Genomic DNA, 17,644 nt, shown 5'->3' with positions numbered 1-17,644 from the left:
CCTCGATATGGGATCGATGTTGACCCTTAGTCGAGAGGATGGCCGTGGGCAACCCACCCCGGACAGCAGCCTTCCGCCGACCCGGCGCCGCTCCCGCGAGGGAGACCACCATGCTGGCCCCTACGACTGCCTCCGGCTAGACCTCGTTTAAACGGGAGGGGTAGCGAAAGAAGTGGCCGAGATTGAATGACGATATGACTGAGATATGGCAAGATGAAAAGGATTTTCCCAGCCAGCTCGTTTGTAAGAGGAGACCGCGTCAATGAAGACCATTCCAGCATTTAGCCTGCCCGATCAGGCCGTCGAGGGCTTTCGGGAGATCGTGGGTGAGGAAGGCGTCCTGCTGAGTGATCAGGAACGTGACACCTATCGTGATCCGTACTGGTTCCAGGCGGACCGGACGTACGACTCCTCCGCCGTCCTGTTTCCTACCTCCACTGAAGAGGTACAGGCGATCGTCAAGGTGGCCAACGACTTCGGAATTCCGCTCTGGACCTCCTCGCAGGGCCGCAATAACGGCTACGGCGGCCCGTCAGGGCGGGTCAAAGGATCGGTCCTCATCAGCTTCCGCCGAATGAATAAAGTTTTGGAAATTAATGCCGACCTGGCCTACGCCGTCGTCGAACCCGGCGTGCGCTGGATTGACCTCCACGACGCACTGAAGGAGTCCGGCAACGATGACCTGATGATCTCCGTACCGGACATCGGTTGGGGCAGCGTGGTGGGCAACTCCCTGGACAACGGCCTCACCTATCTGCCCTACGGAAGCGACTTCATGGCCCCAACCGGCATGGAGGTGGTGCTTGCCAATGGCGAACTCCTGCGAACAGGCATGGGCGCTCTCCCCGGCAACAAGTCCTGGCACCTGTACAAGCGAGGCCTCGGACCCACGCTGGATCCGCTGTTCATACAGTCCAACTACGGGATAGTGACCCGAATGGGCTACTGGCTGATGCGGCGACCGCAGGCCTATGCCCCGATGTTCCTTACCATCCCTCAGGACAGCCAGCTCGAGCGGGCCATCGACATCGTGCGCGAACTGCGCTTGGACGGGGTCATCCATGGCATGCCCACAATCCAGAACACACTGACCCTTTCGGGCCACTTTCCTGAACTGCTTGGTCAGTTCGCCGGTGCCGACGGCGTGTTTTCAGAGGATGCCCTTGAGGCTTTGGCGGAGAAGTCCGGGGTGGGCCGCTGGGGTTTGCGGCTTGCCCTCTATGGTGACGAGCCCGTAGTGGAACATCACGTCAAGCGGGTCACCGAGGCATGGAAAGAGATTGTAGGCGGCCGAGTCGACCACCACCGTACGTTCTTGCGCCACGAATGGGACGAAATCGTGGACTTCGGGGACAAGGTCCAGGCGGGCATCCCCAGCCTGGACATGCTGGACGCGATTCCGGAGAATATTGGCCACATCGGGTTCTCCCCCGTCGTACCTATGGTCGGCAGTGACGTGCGCGACGCCGTCGAGCTCATCAAGAATTTGGTCACCGAGCGGGTTGGCACCAACTTCATCTGTGCCATCTACCCGTTCAATGAGCGCAGCTGCATCGTCGTCAGCAGCCTCAGCTTCGACACCACTGACCAGGGGCAGACTGAAGCTTCAGTGGCGGCCGCCAAGATGCTCGTGGAGGAAGCAGGGAAGCTGGGCTACGGAGAGTACCGGGCGCACATCGACTTCATGGACCTTGCAGCGGACCAGTATTCCTTCAACGACCACGCCTACCGGAAGTTCTGCGAAACCATCAAGGACGCGGTCGATCCCAACGGGATCCTCTCACCGGGACGGCATGGCATCTGGCCGGCCCGTCTGCGTCAGGAAGGACAGTCATGACTGACATTTCGAACCGCGTAGCAGTAGTCACCGGCGGCGCTTCGGGAATCGGGCTGGGGATCGCCCGCCAGCTGATTGCCGAGGGCGCCCAGGTGGTCCTCGCCGATATCCAGAAGGACGCCCTGAACGCAGCGGCGGCGGACATTGGCGCGTTTCCCGTGGTGGCTGATGTGTCCGATCCTGACAGCGTGGCCTCCCTCGCGGAGTCCGCGCTGGTTGAGTTCGGGGCCGTGGACATTGTGGTCAACAACGCCGGAGTGGGTCCCATGGCGAGGATCGCGGACCTGTCATTGGCGGATTGGCGCTGGATGATCGACGTCAATCTGTACGGCGTTATTCACGGGGTGCACACTTTCCTGCCGATCCTGCAGGGAAATGAGTCCGGAGGCCATATCGTCAACACCGCGTCGATGGCCTCCTTTTCCCCGCTTCCTGGGCTGGGAGCCTATGCAGTGACGAAGTTCGGCGTGGCAGCCCTGACCGAAGTGCTGCGCGCCGAGCTGAAGGAGGAGGGGTCGAAGGTCTCAGCCACCCTGCTGGCACCGGGCACGGTGCACACCAACATCAAGGAAAGCTTGCGGAACCGCCCGGCCAGTGATGACGGCGCGCTCTTCGATACAGATATTTCCAGCGGTGAAGCGGACAAGCTGCGGTGGTTGGAACCCATCGAAGTGGGCAGGATCGTCACCCGCGCTATCCGGAACGATGATGCTTACGCGCTGACGCATCCGGAATGGTGGCCCATGGTGAACGAGCGCAACCAACTGATCAAGGCGGCCTTCGGCAAGTACGCCGGCTAGGGAGCCGCCAGCGGGCTGCTGTCGTAGAGCCCCTCCCACGGTGAGGCTAGGACAGCCTCCGGGCGGGAAGGCCAGGTGCTGGCGGGGTCAGTGCGGGCAGCCTGCGGAGGAGCGACGGACAGCTGGTCTGGCTCGGAGCCTTTGGAGATCATGGAGGTTTCCTCTTCTTCGTGGATCCATTTCTTCGTACCTAAACTGTCATACAGTATGTCAATCGTCGCAAGGGTTCGTAGCTCCCTCCTCCTTCGGACTATTCGGCCGGTAGAAATCATCGTACAATCATACGAAACCTGTGAAGGCGGCCAGCTGCCGCCAATCAGTTACGAGGAGGTAACTTGTGAGCACCCATCCGATGGGTCCCGGCATGAGCGAGTACCAGGTCAGCATCGTGAAATTTGGAACCCGTTCCACCGTCAAAAGCGATGTCTACCTGAACTTCCACGTCTACAAAGCCGCTGACGATCCCATAGACATGGACTACTTCTTCTGGGTGATCCGAAACGAGGAACGCACCGTTGTGGTGGACACAGGGTTTTCCCGGCAGGGCGGAGAAGTACGGAACCGCACGTTCCTGATCGATCCTGTTGCTGCGTTCACCGCTCTGGACTTGGCGGCGGAGGACAAGCCCCAGGTGCTGGTGACGCACGCACACTACGACCACATCGGGAATCTGGACATGTTCCCGGACTCGGAAGTCATCATGGCGCAGGCCGAACTCGACTTCTGGCTCGGGCCCTTCGCTGCCCGCAAACAGTTCAAACACAGTGTTGAAACTGCAGAGCTCGACTACTTGCGCAAGGCTCAGGAGCAGGGCAGAATCACCACTTTCGAGGAACAGGTCGAGATAGCTCCCGGCATCAAAATGTTCCGGGTAGGCGGTCATACTCCAGGCCAGTCAATTGTCACGGTGGACACCAGCGAAGGTCAGGTGCTCCTGGCCTCTGATGCCATTCACTACTACGAAGAGTACGAGCAGGACCTGCCCTTTATGTTCGTCAACAACGTGCAGGAGATGTACGCCGGCTTCGACTCCATCCGGGATCTGATGGACACCTCGGCAAGCCATCTGGTGCCTGGACACGACCCCTCCGTACTCGAACGCTTCACGCCCGTCACGAAAGGCCCGCTGGCCGGGCTGGCGGCAACCATCGGGAAGAAGGCCTCCGAATCATGAACGAACTCCGTATCGGCTTTGTCGGGCTGGGGAACATGGGCGGCCGAATGGCCACGTGCATCACGTCCTCCGGCAGGAAAGTGCTGGGCCATGACCCCGTGGAAAGCAACGTCACTGCGGCAGGAGCTGCCCCGGCCCGGGGTGCTGGCGACGTGGTGGACGGATCGGACATCATCCTGCTCTCCCTCCCCAAGAGCACGGTGGTGGAGGCAGTTATGCTCGGCCACGACGGCGTGCTGGCCCACCTGCGCGAAGGGCAGATCGTAGTGGACCTCAGTACGTCCGCTCCGGCATCCACCAGGATGATTGCCGGAAAAGTGGCCGCAGCGGGCGCCACCTATCTCGACGCCGGCATCTCCGGCGGCGCGGCCGCTGCCGAAAAAGGCGCCCTGGTGCTGATGGTGGGCGGGGATCCAGGGGAGCTTGAACGGGCCCGTCCCACGCTTGAACTGTTCTCGGCCAAAATATTCCACACCGGCGCTTCCGGTGCGGGCCACACCACCAAGCTCATCAACAACTTCCTCAATGCCATTACCCTCGCCGCCACGGCCGAAGCCATGGTCGCAGGCAAGAAGGCCGGCCTGGACCTCGAAGTGCTATTGGATGTCATCAACAACAGCTCCGGTGTCAGCTTCGCATCGCTGAACCGGTTTCCGAAGATCATCAAGGGCGACTACCTCAAGGGCGGCCTCACCAACTCCCTGATGATGAAGGACGTCCTGGCCTACGTCGAACTGGCTGGCGACCTCGGCATGGCGAGCCCCAACTCCTCCGGCCCGCTCGCGAGCTTCGGCCTGGCCAACGCTCTGGGTTACGCGGACCAGATCAGCAACACCGTGGTTGACGCCATCGGGGACGTCTCCGGTGGCGTCCGCCTGTTCGACCAAAAGGAGGAATCATGAGAATCATCAACGGCCCCGTGCAGGACGGTACGGCTGGCAAGGCAGGCTCCCAGTTCAGCGGTGTCGCTTTCCCCTATCTGACCATGGCCGCCACAGACGGCGTCACCATCAACACCGTGAACTTCACACCGGGGGCCAGGACATTCTGGCACCACCATGAGAACGGGCAGATCCTGCAGGTCCTCGCCGGCCGCGGACTCATTCAGACAGACGGCGAGGCCTCACCCCGTGTGCTCAACGCCGGGGACACCGTGTGGTGTCCGGCCGGTGAGCGCCATTGGCACGGAGCGGCTCAGGATTCCTTTATGACCCACACCGCCATCTCCCTGGGCGCCACGCATTGGGCGGAGCCGGTGGATGAGAACGACTACAACAAGCCAGCAGATCCCCGGAAGGACTAATAATGCCAAGCAATGACACCCAAGCCACCACCTACGAACAAGGACTCGCTGTACGCAAGGAGGTGCTGGGGACAGCCCATGTGGAACGCTCACTGGGCCAGGTCACTGAGTTCGGCCGTCCCATCCAGGAACTTGTCACTGAATACTGCTGGGGTGCTGTCTGGACGCGTGAAGGCCTGGACCGGCGCAGCCGCAGCCTGATTAACCTTGCGATGCTGACGGCCCTGAACCGCCCGCATGAACTGGGAGTCCACGTACGCGGCGCCATCAACAACGGGGTAACGGAACAGGAGATCCAGGAAGTCCTGATGCAGACGGCCATTTATGTGGGTGTTCCCGCAGCCCTCGAATCGTTCAGGATTGCCGAAAAGGTTCTAAATGAACTCAAAGCGGACGCCAAACCATGAATACCATCGCTTTCCTCGGGCTAGGAAACATGGGAACGCCCATGGCACGTCGCTTGGTGATGGCCGGGCACGAGGTGCGAGGGTTCGACCTCTCGCAGGAGGCCAAAACCAAACTGGCCGTTGCCGGCGGAACCAGCTGCGGCTCACCCGCCGAAGCTGTCTCCGGGGCCGGAATTGTGATCCTGATGCTGCCCAACTCCGACATCGTCGAATCCGTCATCACCGGCCCCGAGGTGCTCGCAGCCCTGAAGGACAACGCCTTGGTCATCGACATGAGTTCCAGCGAACCACTGCGGAGCAGGGCCTTGGAACTGCAACTGAACGCCAATGGGACACGGTTCATGGACGCTCCCGTCTCCGGTGGCGTGGGGGGAGCCGAGAACGGCAAACTCACCGTCATGGCAGGCGGGGCCAAAGACGATCTGGCCGAAGCCGCCCTCGTTCTTGAGACATTCGGAACTGTTAAGCACGCCGGCGAGGTTGGCGCCGGGCATGCGGCGAAGGCGCTCAACAACCTCATGTCTGCAGCCCACCTGCTGGTCAGCAGCGAGGCGATCCTGGCCGGCCAAAGCTTCGGCGTGGAACCGGAACTGCTGCTGCAGATCGTCAACGGATCCAGCGGCAAGAGCGGCTCAACAGAGAACAAGTGGCCCAACTTCATCCTTCCCGGCAGCTACGACTCGGGCTTCGCCCTGAAACTGATGCTGAAGGACATGAAGATCGCCGTGGATCTCGCACAGCAGGTCAACGCGGCGGCCCCGTTGAGCCTTGCGGCCGTCCAACTTTGGGAAGAAGCGGCAGAAGCGCTGCCGGACAACGCGGACCACACCGAAATTGCACGATGGGTGACTCACCTGTCCGGTCTGGCCTCCTGACTCCCGCCCCTCTACGGCTCCTCGCCGCCCACCGCCCTGAACCCAGAAGGAAGAACCATGGAACTGAGCCCCCGCCAGCAGGAAATTAAGCAGGACTTCATCGACGTGCGCGGCACCTGGAGCGAGTCGTGGGAAGCCATTCTTGCCCTCAGCCCGGAATTCCTGGCTGGTTACCTCTCCCTGTCTGCCGTGCCGTGGGAGAAGAACAACCTCGAAGACAAGGTCAAGGAATTCATCTACATTGCCGTGGACTGCGCCGCCACGCACATGTACCTGCCGGGGGTCCGGCAGCATGTCCGGGCGGCGCTGCGCTTGGGCGCCTCATCAGCGGAAATCATGGAAGTGGTGGAACTGGCCAGCACCTTGGGGGTACACGCCATGAACGTCGGCGTTCCGATCCTCTGCGAGGTACTGGAAGAATCCGGTACCCGTCCGGCCCGGAAGCCACTCAGCGGATACCAGGAGAAGGTGAAGTTGGAATTCACCGAAAACCGCGGCTACTGGAACAAGACGTGGGACGACACCCTGGAACTGGACCCGGAATACCTTGAGGCCTACACCGAATTCTCATCGGCGTCCTGGAAGTACGGGCCGCTGGAGCCCAAGGTCAAGGAATTCATCTACATCGCCTTCGATATCGCCGCCACCCACCTCTACGAGCGCGGAACTAAGCTGCACATGGAAAATGCCTTGCGCTACGGTGCCACGATCGAAGAAATCCTCGAAGTCATGGAGATCGCCAGCGTGATCGGCATCCACGCAGCCACCTCCGCAGCCCCGATCATTCTGGAAGAAGTGGCCTCGTTCGAAGCAGAAATGGCCGCTTCGAACGAGGCCGGCTGAACAGCTTTGCCGCTCCCCTACATGACATAACCGCCGTTGGGCGAGAGTGTCTGACCGGTGAAAAACGCTGCTTCATCGCTGGCCAGGAACAGGATGGTGTTGGCCAGTTCGTCCGCGGACGCTGCCCGTTTCAGCACCCCTAGGTTCACCACGGCGGACCTGAATTCGGGATCTGTTGGCAGCATGGGCGTGTCCGTGGCCCCCGGGGCAACCGCGTTGACGCGGATGTTGTTGCTTGCCAGAAGCGCCGCCGCCGCCCTCGTCATACCCAGCACTGCGGCTTTCGACGCAGGATAGGAAGCCGGGAGTGGGAAGTTTGCCAAGGCACCCACACTGGAGATGTTCACAATGGAACCGCCACTGCCGCCGTTCCGCCGCATGAGCTTTGCCGCGGCACGCAACGTGTAGAAGCTGCCGTAGAGGTTGACCTCGATAACACGCGCGAAGTCCTCGTCGGTAATGTCTTCGATGTCTTTAGGCGCGGCCGAAATCCCTGCTGCGTTCACCAGGACATCCAGTTGGCCATGTTTACCCTCAGCCACCTCAAAGGCCCTGTTGACCTCGGCGCTCTTGCTGACATCCCCGGCGGCAACCGTGACATTGTCCAAACCAACCAGGGCCCCGGCCGTCTTCTCGTGGTCGAGGTCGACGGCGACCACGCTGGCGCCTTCCAACACAAACCGCCGGACCGTGGCCAAGCCGATGCCAGACGCCGCTCCAGTTACCAGTGCCACCTTGTTTTGAAGGCGCATGATTGTTTCCCTTCTGTTAATGACCTGCAGCAGGACTGCCAAAACGGCGGGTTTCTCCTGTCTTCGAGAAACCCGCCGCCCTGGCAATCCTTGATGTCTACTTGGTGAAGAACTTTTCGAGGTAGTCCGCCGGCATCCAGGCCTCGCCGTCGAGGATCTCCATCGGCGAGGACGTGTCGGCGCCTGCCACCATGTAGTCGCCCAGATTGTCACTGCTGATCATGGACGGTTCGCGCGTTATGGTGCTGACGGCGGGCCCTTCACCAGCCAGCGTCCTCATGGCTACATCGAACATCACGGCCGCCTGCTGGGTTCCGTTGCCGCCAGTGCCCGACGTGTCGTAACCGCTTTCCTTGTGTGCCTTGTCCCAGTACGCCAGGGATGCTGCGGACGCACCAGCATCAACCACCTTCGGCATCGGCCGCCCGGTCTGTTCGAAGGCCGAGAAGACACCCGAGCCCATGGTGCCGATCTGGACCACAGCGTCGATCTGCTGTGGGTGGCTTGCCAGGAACTGGAGCATGGCGGACTTGGTGGCGGCGGGGACGAAGTTACCCACCACTTCGCCGACTACTTTCACGCCGGGGCATTTGTCCATAACTGCCTTGGCAGCGTCGAATCCGTACTGATCCGTGGGGATTCCCGGAATGCCGCGCACAATCACTACGTTGCCCTTGCCTCCGAGCTGCTTCATGACCTCGGCTGTGGGGTTGGCGAGGTTGAGGTAAGAATTGTCGGTGACATTGATCGCGTACTTTGACTTGATGGTGGACGAGAGTGAAATGGTGGGGATTCCCTGTTCCCCTGCCTGGTTGACAACGTCGAGCATCGCGTCGCCGGACAAAGGCGAGGTCAGGATGACGTCCACGCCTTCGCGCACCAGTTCCTGGTAGCCGCGGATCTGTTCGGCGGGAGTCATGGTGGCCGGGTCCGGAAGGATCCTCTTGACGAGTTCACCTTCCACAAGGCCCTTGGCCTTCGCCTCAGCAAAGCTCTTCTCAAGCTGGGCCACCACTGCGGCGCCAAAGGGGTTTGCCGGCGGCAGGTAGGACAGACCCACCTTGACCGGCCCGTCGGCCTTGGGCATGTCCTTCCAGACGCTGGCGAGAATGGGTTCCGGATAGCCCTTGTACGCGGATTGTACGTCGGCTGGCAGTGCCGCCACTGCGCCGTCGGGATCCTGTGCAGGAATGTCAGGAACCAACCCGCACTCACCCAGTTCCGCTTGGGAGACAGGAGTGGCAGCAGGCGCCGTAGACGCGCCGGGAGTGCTGCAAGAGCTGAGCATTAACATCAGCGGAACGGACAGCATCAGGGCAGTTTTGAATTTGGGACGCATGGGTTCCCTTTCTGTGGAGGAGGGCCAGCCGGCCTCGATGCCGGCGGGCGGATGAATCTAGACTTGGTCGCGCAGCCGGCGTTCGCGGCCGTACACGGCCATGGCTGCGAGGATGATGAGGCCGTACAGGATTTGCTGGTCGGCGCCGGTGAAGCCTTGGCCGACCAGAACAGTGGTCAGCACAGTCAACAAAAGAACGCCGACGGCGGTGCGGGTGTAGTCACCCGGTCCGCCAAAGATGGTTCCTCCGATGATGACGGCGGCGATGCTTTGGAACAGGTAGGGGTTTCCGAGGGTGGAATCGACGTTTCCCGCGAAGCCCGCGAGAAAGACACCGGCAAAAACCGACGCGACGGCGCTGAAGGCAAACACCGCTACCCACACTCTGCGGGTATTGACGTGGATTAACTGGGCGGCACGGGGGCTTGCACCCGTCGCCATCAGCCGCCGCCCGGGCACCGTCTTGTGAAGGAAGAGTGCCGCCAGGACCGTTACCGCAACCCATACCACTACCAGCGGTGGGACGGGCAACCCGAAGGTCAGGGTGATGGGGGACGTCATCTGCGAGAGCCAGACGGGTGCTCCCCCGCCAAACTTCCCCCCGGTCTGCAGCTGCGCCAAGCCCAGAGCGATGGCCCCCATGGCAAAGGAAACGATGATCGGGTGAACCATGAATCTGTGGCAGAGGTAGCCCACTATCGCACCCAGGATTGCGGCGCCGGTGAAGGCGAGGAGGACGGCAACCCCAAACGGGACGTTGTTCACGGAGGTCAGCTGCGTGACTATGATCGCGCCGGCGACGATGAACCCGGCGACGGACAGGTCGATCCCTCCGATGAGGACTACCACCGTCTGTCCGAGCGCTGCAATTCCGACGAGTGCACTGAGGATGAGGATTGACTTAATGCTGGTGGCACTGCCGAACCCGGGCAGCGTTGCGAGGCCGTAGCAGAACACGGCTACCAGGAGGACCAGCTGGACAAAGGGTAAACGCCGCTGAAGTCCTGCCAACCGCTCACGGGTACTGGTCTTGGATGCGGGGGGCAGCGCGGGAGCGGCTTGGGCCTGCGCAGAGGTGGTTGTCATTTCTTTTCCTTGGGAGAGACAGCGAGTACGGCGCTGAACACGACGGCTACGAGTAGCAGGAGGCCGTAGATGATCTGCAGCCAGATCTGCGAAACCTGCATTACGCCCAGCATGCTCTGCAGCATGTAGATGGCGGCTGCGCCAATCAATGCCCCGAGGATTCCGCCCCGGCCTCCGGCCAGTGACGTTCCACCCAGGGCGACTGCCGCGATGGCAATGAGCGTGTAGGAGGTACTGGTGCTGGCCACGGCTGAACTCACCAGTCCTGTCAGTGCCAGGCCTCCGACCGCTGCGAATGAACCGCCAAGGGCATAAGCGCTGACGCGGATGAGGTTGACGTTCAGACCGGCGGAGAAGGCGGTGATGTCGTTGCCGCCCACGGCGTACAGCATTCGCTTGTAGGGCGTGCGTGTCAGGACCACCCAGATGGCAACGGGAATGAGGATGCTCACGAGCCCTCCCGGAATTGGTCCCCATGATCCGCCGAGGTTTTCCAGCCAGGTCCCGCTGATGCTCACAGGAAGGGGCGCAAGTTTGAGGTTCACGCCGCTGATGATGAAGAACATCGACAACGTGACCACTATCGGTTGCAGCCGCAGTACTACTATCAGGAGTCCGCTCAGGGTGCCCACAGCGGCACCGACCAGCATCAGGATAGGCACGGCCACTGCTCCGCTGAGGCCCAGCGGTACCAGCCACACCCCGAAGAGAATGCTGGAGAGCGTCATGATGGGGCTGATGGACATGTCCAGTCCGCCGCGGCCGCTGATGATGGAAGGCACGCTTGCGACGGCGGCAACCGCCAGGGGGGCGAACGACGCGAGCTGGTCCGTCCAGCCGAAGTTGGGCTGGATTGACAGGTTCACCACAAGGAACAGGACCGCCAGGCTCAGCGCGAAGGCGTAGCTGTGTGCGCGAAACAGCGACCTGATGCTTCTGCGCTGCGCAGGCTGGGCTTTCTTGGCCCGCTGGCCCTGCGGCTCCCCGGCACGTTTTTCAACTGCCGAATGAGTGTTAGTTGCCACTGGATGCTCCTACTTTCTCGCCGAAAAACGCTGCAACCAAGACCTCGGGTGATAAGGCGTCACCGGTTATTTCGTCAAAGAGTTCGTTTTCGCGGAAGACTAGGACGCGGTCCATCAGCTCTACGTGCTCATCTACTTCCGTGGACAGCATCACTACCGTCATGCCTTCTTCGGCCAACCTGGAAAGCAGGCCGTAGAGGTCGCGTTTGGCGTTGACGTCGATGCCGCGGGTCGGGTCATTGAGCAGCAGGATGGAGGGATTCGAGGCGAGCCACCGGGCGATGATCACCTTTTGCTGGTTGCCGCCGCTGAGGGTGGTGATGGCATCCGAGGAGTTGCCTAGTTTGATGTTGAGGCTCTCAATGAAGGGGGCAAACCGGGTTTCACTCCGTGAGCGTGAGAACCAGCCGGCTGAGGCGTCGCTTCCCAAAGTTCCAATGGAGAAGTTCTCCAGGATGGACATCCACGGAAAGAGGGACTCCGCCCTTCTCTCCCGGGGAACGTAGGCGATGCCCAGTTTTTGGGCAGCTGCGGGAGTGGTGACGGCAGTCCGGCGGCCATCGCTGACCCTCAGAACTGTGCCGTTTCCATTCTGGCCGGTGAGCAGCTTCAGGAAAGTGTCCTGCCCGTGGCCCTCCAACCCGGCCAGACCCACAATTTCCCCGCGGCGGAAAGCCACATGGATGGGGGCGCAGCCCTGAGCGAGGACCGCGCCCTGGGTCTCCAGTACCACGGGTTGTTCCTGCGGGTCCTTGCTGTTTTTGATCCGGGCATCAGGCTGGACAAGATGATCAGAACCCGTCATCAGCCGGACCAGTTCACTCTGGTTCCATTTCCCCCGACGTAGTGTTGCCACAGTCTCCCCTGACCGCATGACAGTTATCCGGTCCCCAATTTCGTCGATCTCGTCCATGCGGTGGGTTATCAGGATCACGCCCATGCCGTTGCGGCTGAGCCGGGTGACGATATTGAAGAGGCGTGTCCTGGTGTCGAAGTCCAGCGCCGAGGTTGCCTCGTCCAGGATCAAGACATCGGGCTCTCGAAGAAGGGCCCTGGCAATGGCGCAGGCCTGGCGGTCGCTGAGTTCAAGCTCCTCAAGGCTGGCATCGAGCGACGGCGGGTTCTCCAGCAACTCCGCGAGGCAGGCCTTCGCCCGTTCCCGGCGGATCTGTGACGAATGCCCGCTCCGGAGCATGGAGTCGGTCCCGAGCCACAGATTGTCCAGGACGGACTGGGACTCAACGGCTAGAACCTCTTGAAAAACAGTCGCCACTGAACTGGCCTGCGCTCCGCCGGGCCCGGCAAAGGCCTTGTCCGCACCCCGGACGCTGATAGAGCCGCTGTCCGGGCTGTGGACACCGCTGAGGATCTTGACCAGGGTGCTCTTTCCGGAGCCGTTCTCCCCCACCAGGGCGTGGACTTCCCCGGCGTGAAGATCAAAGGTGGCACTGCGTAAAGCGGTTGTTGGACCAAAGCGTTTGGACAGGGACTGGGCGCGCAGCAGGGAGACTTTCGTCGCGCTGTCGCGGGGCGATGGTGCTTGTTCCGCCACCGACATAGGAGCTCCTCGTTGAGTTCTGGCCATATGACCGTCATGTTGTCATACAAAGGCTAGCGCGTGCTGCCCGTCACGTCTATAGAGCGAAGGTGGCGTATGGGAGAGCTAGACATAATGCGCCAGCTAGCGGAAGCGGCGGAAGAATTATCCTTGACAGGGAGATAACCGGTGGCCACTATGAGAATCTCACATGTAAGATCGTCCGACGATCTAGGCAACGTCGCCGCGTGGGAACAACGCCGTTCGAGGAGTGCATGAAGATGATTATTGTTTCGGGTGCAAGCGGAGGCTTCGGCCGGTCAACGGTGAACAAACTTTTGGAATCAGTACCTGCGGAAAACCTGATTCTGACTACCAGGACACCCTCAAAACTGAGCGAGTACGCCGCATTGGGCGCACACGTGAGGTTTGCGGACTACGACAAGCCGGAGACGCTTGAGGAGGCCTTCGCCGGCGGAGACAGCATGCTGCTGATCTCCACAGCGCGTGTTGGTTCCCGTGTTGGACAGCACCGCAGCGCTATTGATGCGGCCAATGCTGCGGGAGTGGGCAAAGTAGTGTACACCTCCATCATCGGTGCCGGTGAAGAAGCGAATCCGGCGATTGTGACCCTTGATCACCGGGCAACAGAAACTGATCTTCGGAATTCAGGGCTCCGCTGGAACGTCCTGCGGGATGCCCAGTACGCGGAAGCCCTTGCGGACATGGTCGCCCCGGTGGCCGTGGCTACCGGGGAATGGTTCGCCAGCGAGGCTGAAGGAAGGGTCGCTCTCGTTTCCCGCGATGACTGCGTGGCCTCCGCCGCTGCCATTCTGAAGGGGGCGGGCACCGACAACGCCGCCTACAACATCACCGGGCCGGAGCTCCTGTCTTACCGGGAGGTTGCGGCCATGGTCACGGAGATTTCCGGGCGTCCTGTGGCCTACAAGGTGGTATCGGATGATGAGCGCTTTGCGCAGTGGGACGCCATTGGCGTTCCCCGGACAGCCCTGGATGACATGAGCTCCTCGCCCATCCCCTGGTGCAGCGAGGACATGGTTAGTTTCGGGCGCGCCATCCGCGAGGGCTACATGGCGGATATCAGCGACTCAGTGCTGGAGCTGACCGGAACCCGGCCGACGTCCATGTATGAGGTCTTGAAGAGGTCCTCCGCCCGGTGGCCGGCGAGTGTGAGTGCCTGACCCCAGGGGCCGTATCCGCAGCACCAGATAGAGCACCAAAAAAGGTTGCCGGCCCCGGAAGGGCCGGCAACCTTTTTGCCTTGAAGGCTCTACGCTGGCCGGGCGTCCAGTGCTTGAATCCAGTTGATGACCAGTTGCGCCGTCTCGGAGGAGTTCATCTCAAAGATGAGGCCGTGGCCGTTGCCCTCAATGCCATGGTCAGGCAGGTGCATCAGTTCGGCGTCCGCGCCGAGGGCGGCAAGGAACTTAACGGTGTCGGGGCCGCCTGGGGCAGTAGGGGACGCCCCGCCCGTCACGATCTGGATGGGGGTTCCTGTTAGGCCGGGAACCTGGTAGGCCGAGGGGTTCTCTTGTAGTTCCGTCGGCGAGTCCAGCGGCGGTTCCGTGCGTAAGGCCGCATAGGTCAACCCATACGAAATAGGCCCCAGTCCGGGGAACTCCGCAAAGGGCGGTCCCATCGGTTCGACTGAAACAATTGCCCGGACCAGGTCAGGCCGCTTATTAGCTGCCATCCAGCCGCCGGGAGCACCGGCGGAATGGCTTACCAGGACTGCGGGACCGGTGAGATCCAGCAGACTGGCCAGGCGGGCGCCGTCGAGTTCCTGCGACTCCGCGAGGTCTGTCATAAAAAATCCCATGCCGGAATACACCTGCGCCATTTCAGGATCCTCCAGTTCGCGGCCCCACGGCCACTGGGTGTGCCCTACCGCCTGGGGGCCGGTGGGCGCGAAATATGCCTGCGCCGCTTCAAAGGGGAACGGTGGAGCCGCCGGCCCGAGGACGTCCGGGTGGTGCGGAGACCTGCCGTGCCCGGGCCTGTCAATGACATACACCGCGAACCCGGCCTTAACGAATTCGCTCGCCCAGCCGGGCCGCCCGTCAGGAGTCGCCAGCCAGTCAGTGCCTTGGCCGCCGCCGCCATGGATCAGAATCAGCGGGAAGGGCTGGGTGACCTCCTCCGGACTTTCCCATTCCACGAAGAGCGGCCCGCGCATTGCGGTGCCGAATGGTGTCGGAGTTTTATCGCCGGGGATCCAGAAGAGGCCCCGTTTGGTTGCCGCGCCGATGTTGGATGCGGACAGGTGAGGTGGGTTGTGAGTCGCGGTCACGGGTTGGTCCGTTCCGTGTCAGTGCTGGTTGGTGGGAATGAGTCCCAGCGTGAACTGGGTCAGGGTCCGGTAGGACGGGTCCCGCAGGAGGGGGTTGCGGTGCCCGGTGGCCTGTGCGAGATCACGGAAGAGCCGTTCAAAACGCTCTCCGTTCTTCGCTGCGCTTGAGCCAACGTGGCGGAAAAGATCACGCTCGACCGTCTCCCATACCTGCAGTATTAGTTCGCGGGCGATGCCTGCCAGCTTGAAGTCGTCCAAAAAGGTGTACGGCCGCTCACCGGAGGCGTTGGCGGCGCACAAGTCCATATGCTGTTGAGCAACGTTCATGAGGGCGGCTTCGGCAGTGGCGATCTTGGTCAGCGCGGAACCGTAGTAGCGCTGATAGTCGGGGTCCTCAAGGCGCGAAACCATGGGAGGAAGCGAGGTTTTTTTCGTCCGCATCTGGTTCTCGAACTCGTCCAGCGCGTTGTAGCCGCCGCCGATGACTGCAGCCGCAAGGGTCAGGGTGAACATCACCAGGCCCCTGCCGGAATACATGCCGTTCCCATGCAGGCTGGACCCGACGGTCCCGCCTTCCACCGGCATGTCCACCATATTGAGGTTTTCGATGAGGTAGCTGTCGGGGATAAAGCCATCTGTGAACCGGATGCTGTGCGATCCGGTTCCCTTCAGGCCCAGGGTGTCGCCCCAGTCATCGAGCTGCTCAAACTGATCACGCGGGGCAAGGAACATGGCCATTTGCGGCGCCCCGCCATCCTTGGCCGGAACCATGGCCTGGCCAAGGTAGTACGTGGAATACGGGATCCCGGAGCAATAGCCCACCACGCCGTTGAGTTTGTACCCGCCGTCCACCTTTGTGGCCGTGACCGTGGGTGCGGAGGTGGACGCGGCCCGGAAATCGCGGCGGGCAAACACCTCATCCTGGACAGCCTTGGGGAACAGCGTGGCCACCTGCAGAGCGTGGTTAGCCGACAACGCGAAACACCAGGCGGTACTCATGCAGCCGCGGGCCAGCTCTACCGTGACTCTCGCAAACGTGGGCACGTCAAGCTCAAGACCGCCGTACATCTTGGGGACATACATGTCGTACAGGCCGGAGTCCAGAAACTTCTGGTGGATGGCTTCACTGAAAAAAGTGTTTTCCTCCGCCTCGGCCTGACGCTCAATGAGTTCCGGCCGCATTGAAATGGCAACGGCGACCAAGTCGGCCGCGGTGACCCTGGACTCTTGCTTCGTCCCTTCGGACGTGACGGTAGTCAATAGATTCTCCTTTGTACCCATCAGGCCCCGCGTGAGGCCAGTCACAATGCTACAACCTCAGTTCCTGTCATACAATCACTCAATCCAAGTGTTACAAGAGTCCCGCACATATACTGCGCACGTCCCACTAAAGCTGGCCAACAATGCGGCGGGCATGTATTGTCCTACAAGAAGACAAAGCACGCCTCACGCACAATGATGAGCGAAGGATACGGATTCATATGGGACACAGTGGTCTCCGAGACAAGGTGGCTGTGGTAACCGGAGCGGCCGGTGGACTGGGACGCGCCACTGCCCTGAGGCTCTCGCAGGAGGGCGTCAAAGTGGTCGCCGTCGACCTCGACGCTCGGAAGGCGAAGGAAACAGCCGATTCACTTCCCTCCGAAGCAATCGGCCTTGGCGCCGATGTCTCCTCTGAAGATGGCGTCCAGTACTACATGGATGAGGCCACCAACGCCTTCGGACGGGTCGATTTCCATCATCTCAACGCTGGAATCGCCGGCTCGCTGAGCAACCTGGTGGACGTTCCAGTGGACGAGTGGGACAAGGTCATGGCCGTCAATCTACGGGGGCCGTTCCTCGGCGTGCGCGCAGCATTCCGGCAGTTTTTGCAAAGGGGCACAACGGGATCCATCGTGGTCACCGCCTCCATCGCAGGCCTTCGGGGCAGCAACGACCTCCTCGCTTACACCACATCAAAACACGGCGTTATCGGGTTGGTCCACGGTGCGGCGGTGTACGGTGGCCCCCTTGGTGTCCGGGTCAATGGGATTGCGCCTGGCATCGTTCCAACGTCCATCTTCGGCAAGGACGGTCAGGCCGACATGATCCGCCGCGCAGGAACCTCACCCTTACGCCGGGCGGGCACCCCGGAAGAAGTCGCTGGCTCGGTGGCTTTCCTCCTGAGCGATGACGCGAGTTACATCACCGGCGAGATTCTCTCGATCGATGGCGGGGCGAGCGTTCAGAACACCAACCGCAACGCCGGAGGGGCGGGCCTCTGGGACGTCAATGCCTTTGACAGTGAGCTGCTAGCACGGCGCGGGGTGTCCTCGAACTGAACCCGCCGCCGCCTGCCCTGCTGAGCCGCTACAG

General features: G+C 61.5%; 18 protein-coding genes. 10 read left to right on the top strand and 8 right to left on the bottom strand.

What is annotated here, in order from left to right; all coding sequences use genetic code 11:
• Window positions 1-262: 262 nt before the first annotated feature.
• Both M1D93_RS01170 and M1D93_RS01165 read left to right on the top strand, forming a co-directional pair.
• Window positions 263-1,837 carry an FAD-binding oxidoreductase gene (locus tag M1D93_RS01170; RefSeq protein WP_461173383.1) on the top strand — a complete coding sequence of 525 codons (1,575 nt, stop codon included), beginning with the start codon at window positions 263-265 and terminating at the stop codon, window positions 1,835-1,837.
• Entirely contained in the window at window positions 1,834-2,637 is an 804-nt protein-coding gene (locus M1D93_RS01165) for an SDR family NAD(P)-dependent oxidoreductase (RefSeq protein ID WP_461173382.1), read from the top strand. Before M1D93_RS01170 ends, M1D93_RS01165 begins: the two co-directional genes overlap by 4 nt.
• Here M1D93_RS01165 and M1D93_RS01160 read toward each other — a convergent pair.
• A complete protein-coding gene (locus M1D93_RS01160; RefSeq protein ID WP_461173381.1) occupies window positions 2,634-2,789 on the bottom strand; it encodes a hypothetical protein in 156 nt (51 codons plus the stop codon). The genes M1D93_RS01165 and M1D93_RS01160 overlap by 4 nt on opposite strands.
• 185 nt (window positions 2,790-2,974) lie before the next feature.
• Here M1D93_RS01160 and M1D93_RS01155 point away from each other — a divergent pair, with 185 nt between their 5' ends.
• From M1D93_RS01155 to M1D93_RS01130, 6 genes are read left to right on the top strand one after another with little or no spacing between them, the layout of a single operon-like run.
• Window positions 2,975-3,811 carry an N-acyl homoserine lactonase family protein gene (locus M1D93_RS01155; protein ID WP_461173380.1) on the top strand — a complete coding sequence of 279 codons (837 nt, stop codon included), beginning with the start codon at window positions 2,975-2,977 and terminating at the stop codon, window positions 3,809-3,811.
• On the top strand, window positions 3,808-4,713 hold the full coding sequence (locus M1D93_RS01150) for an NAD(P)-dependent oxidoreductase (RefSeq protein ID WP_461173379.1): 906 nt from the start codon (window positions 3,808-3,810) through the stop codon (window positions 4,711-4,713). Before M1D93_RS01155 ends, M1D93_RS01150 begins: the two co-directional genes overlap by 4 nt.
• Window positions 4,710-5,114: a cupin domain-containing protein gene (locus M1D93_RS01145; RefSeq protein WP_461173378.1), complete on the top strand. Its 405-nt coding sequence runs from the start codon at window positions 4,710-4,712 to the stop codon at window positions 5,112-5,114. The genes M1D93_RS01150 and M1D93_RS01145 overlap by 4 nt, the downstream gene beginning before the upstream one ends.
• Window positions 5,115-5,116: 2 nt before the next feature.
• Window positions 5,117-5,521, top strand: a complete 405-nt coding sequence (gene pcaC / locus M1D93_RS01140; RefSeq protein ID WP_461173377.1) for a 4-carboxymuconolactone decarboxylase — start codon at window positions 5,117-5,119, stop codon at window positions 5,519-5,521.
• A gap of 41 nt (window positions 5,522-5,562) precedes the next feature.
• Window positions 5,563-6,396, top strand: a complete 834-nt coding sequence (locus tag M1D93_RS01135; RefSeq protein ID WP_461173376.1) for an NAD(P)-dependent oxidoreductase — start codon at window positions 5,563-5,565, stop codon at window positions 6,394-6,396.
• A gap of 57 nt (window positions 6,397-6,453) precedes the next feature.
• Window positions 6,454-7,239, top strand: a complete 786-nt coding sequence (locus tag M1D93_RS01130) for a carboxymuconolactone decarboxylase family protein (RefSeq protein WP_461173375.1) — start codon at window positions 6,454-6,456, stop codon at window positions 7,237-7,239.
• A 17-nt stretch (window positions 7,240-7,256) separates the two neighbouring features.
• On the opposite strand, the gene M1D93_RS01125 is transcribed toward M1D93_RS01130, so the two are convergent.
• The 5 genes from M1D93_RS01125 to M1D93_RS01105 all read right to left on the bottom strand — a co-directional run bounded on the left by M1D93_RS01125 (window position 7,257) and on the right by M1D93_RS01105 (window position 12,999).
• Complete coding sequence (locus tag M1D93_RS01125) at window positions 7,257-7,991, bottom strand: SDR family NAD(P)-dependent oxidoreductase (protein ID WP_461173374.1); 735 nt, start codon at window positions 7,989-7,991, stop codon at window positions 7,257-7,259.
• A 97-nt stretch (window positions 7,992-8,088) separates the two neighbouring features.
• A complete protein-coding gene (locus M1D93_RS01120) occupies window positions 8,089-9,330 on the bottom strand; it encodes a substrate-binding domain-containing protein (RefSeq protein WP_461173373.1) in 1,242 nt (413 codons plus the stop codon).
• Between the two features lie 57 nt (window positions 9,331-9,387).
• On the bottom strand, window positions 9,388-10,416 hold the full coding sequence (locus M1D93_RS01115) for an ABC transporter permease (RefSeq protein ID WP_461173372.1): 1,029 nt from the start codon (window positions 10,414-10,416) through the stop codon (window positions 9,388-9,390).
• On the bottom strand, window positions 10,413-11,441 hold the full coding sequence (locus M1D93_RS01110; RefSeq protein ID WP_461173371.1) for an ABC transporter permease: 1,029 nt from the start codon (window positions 11,439-11,441) through the stop codon (window positions 10,413-10,415). Before M1D93_RS01110 ends, M1D93_RS01115 begins: the two co-directional genes overlap by 4 nt.
• Window positions 11,431-12,999, bottom strand: coding sequence for a sugar ABC transporter ATP-binding protein (locus tag M1D93_RS01105; RefSeq protein WP_461173370.1), 1,569 nt, complete (start codon window positions 12,997-12,999; stop codon window positions 11,431-11,433). Before M1D93_RS01105 ends, M1D93_RS01110 begins: the two co-directional genes overlap by 11 nt.
• Window positions 13,000-13,253: 254 nt before the next feature.
• On the opposite strand from M1D93_RS01105, the gene M1D93_RS01100 reads away from it, so the two are divergent.
• On the top strand, window positions 13,254-14,180 hold the full coding sequence (locus tag M1D93_RS01100; protein WP_461173369.1) for an SDR family oxidoreductase: 927 nt from the start codon (window positions 13,254-13,256) through the stop codon (window positions 14,178-14,180).
• 89 nt (window positions 14,181-14,269) lie between these two features.
• Here the strand turns inward: M1D93_RS01100 and M1D93_RS01095 are convergent, their stop codons facing one another.
• Both M1D93_RS01095 and M1D93_RS01090 read right to left on the bottom strand, forming a co-directional pair.
• A complete protein-coding gene (locus tag M1D93_RS01095; protein ID WP_461173368.1) occupies window positions 14,270-15,289 on the bottom strand; it encodes an alpha/beta fold hydrolase in 1,020 nt (339 codons plus the stop codon).
• Between the two features lie 18 nt (window positions 15,290-15,307).
• The gene (locus tag M1D93_RS01090; RefSeq protein ID WP_461173367.1) at window positions 15,308-16,549 is read right to left on the bottom strand and encodes an acyl-CoA dehydrogenase family protein; all 1,242 of its coding nucleotides are present in this window, start codon (window positions 16,547-16,549) and stop codon (window positions 15,308-15,310) included.
• Between the two features lie 221 nt (window positions 16,550-16,770).
• Here M1D93_RS01090 and M1D93_RS01085 point away from each other — a divergent pair, with 221 nt between their 5' ends.
• Window positions 16,771-17,610: an SDR family NAD(P)-dependent oxidoreductase gene (locus tag M1D93_RS01085; protein ID WP_461173366.1), complete on the top strand. Its 840-nt coding sequence runs from the start codon at window positions 16,771-16,773 to the stop codon at window positions 17,608-17,610.
• Window positions 17,611-17,644 lie beyond the last annotated feature (34 nt).

Source organism: Arthrobacter sp. Z1-9, from assembly GCF_054792695.1.
Note: the sequence above shows the minus strand (reverse complement) of the source record. Positions and strands in the feature narration are given on the sequence as shown.

Bases quoted from the DNA above. Each gene is read 5' to 3' on its own strand.
- M1D93_RS01170 (WP_461173383.1), top strand. From the start codon at position 263: ATGAAGACCATTCCAGCATTTAGCCTGCCCGATCAGGCCGTCGAGGGC.
- M1D93_RS01125 (WP_461173374.1), bottom strand. From the start codon at position 7,991: ATGCGCCTTCAAAACAAGGTGGCACTGGTAACTGGAGCGGCGTCTGGC.
- pcaC (WP_461173377.1), top strand. From the start codon at position 5,117: ATGCCAAGCAATGACACCCAAGCCACCACCTACGAACAAGGACTCGCT.
- M1D93_RS01165 (WP_461173382.1), top strand. From the start codon at position 1,834: ATGACTGACATTTCGAACCGCGTAGCAGTAGTCACCGGCGGCGCTTCG.
- M1D93_RS01120 (WP_461173373.1), bottom strand. From the start codon at position 9,330: ATGCGTCCCAAATTCAAAACTGCCCTGATGCTGTCCGTTCCGCTGATG.
- M1D93_RS01115 (WP_461173372.1), bottom strand. From the start codon at position 10,416: ATGACAACCACCTCTGCGCAGGCCCAAGCCGCTCCCGCGCTGCCCCCC.
- M1D93_RS01105 (WP_461173370.1), bottom strand. From the start codon at position 12,999: ATGTCGGTGGCGGAACAAGCACCATCGCCCCGCGACAGCGCGACGAAA.
- M1D93_RS01130 (WP_461173375.1), top strand. From the start codon at position 6,454: ATGGAACTGAGCCCCCGCCAGCAGGAAATTAAGCAGGACTTCATCGAC.
- M1D93_RS01100 (WP_461173369.1), top strand. From the start codon at position 13,254: ATGAAGATGATTATTGTTTCGGGTGCAAGCGGAGGCTTCGGCCGGTCA.
- M1D93_RS01150 (WP_461173379.1), top strand. From the start codon at position 3,808: ATGAACGAACTCCGTATCGGCTTTGTCGGGCTGGGGAACATGGGCGGC.
- M1D93_RS01135 (WP_461173376.1), top strand. From the start codon at position 5,563: ATGGCACGTCGCTTGGTGATGGCCGGGCACGAGGTGCGAGGGTTCGAC.
- M1D93_RS01160 (WP_461173381.1), bottom strand. From the start codon at position 2,789: ATGATCTCCAAAGGCTCCGAGCCAGACCAGCTGTCCGTCGCTCCTCCG.
- M1D93_RS01085 (WP_461173366.1), top strand. From the start codon at position 16,771: ATGGGACACAGTGGTCTCCGAGACAAGGTGGCTGTGGTAACCGGAGCG.
- M1D93_RS01145 (WP_461173378.1), top strand. From the start codon at position 4,710: ATGAGAATCATCAACGGCCCCGTGCAGGACGGTACGGCTGGCAAGGCA.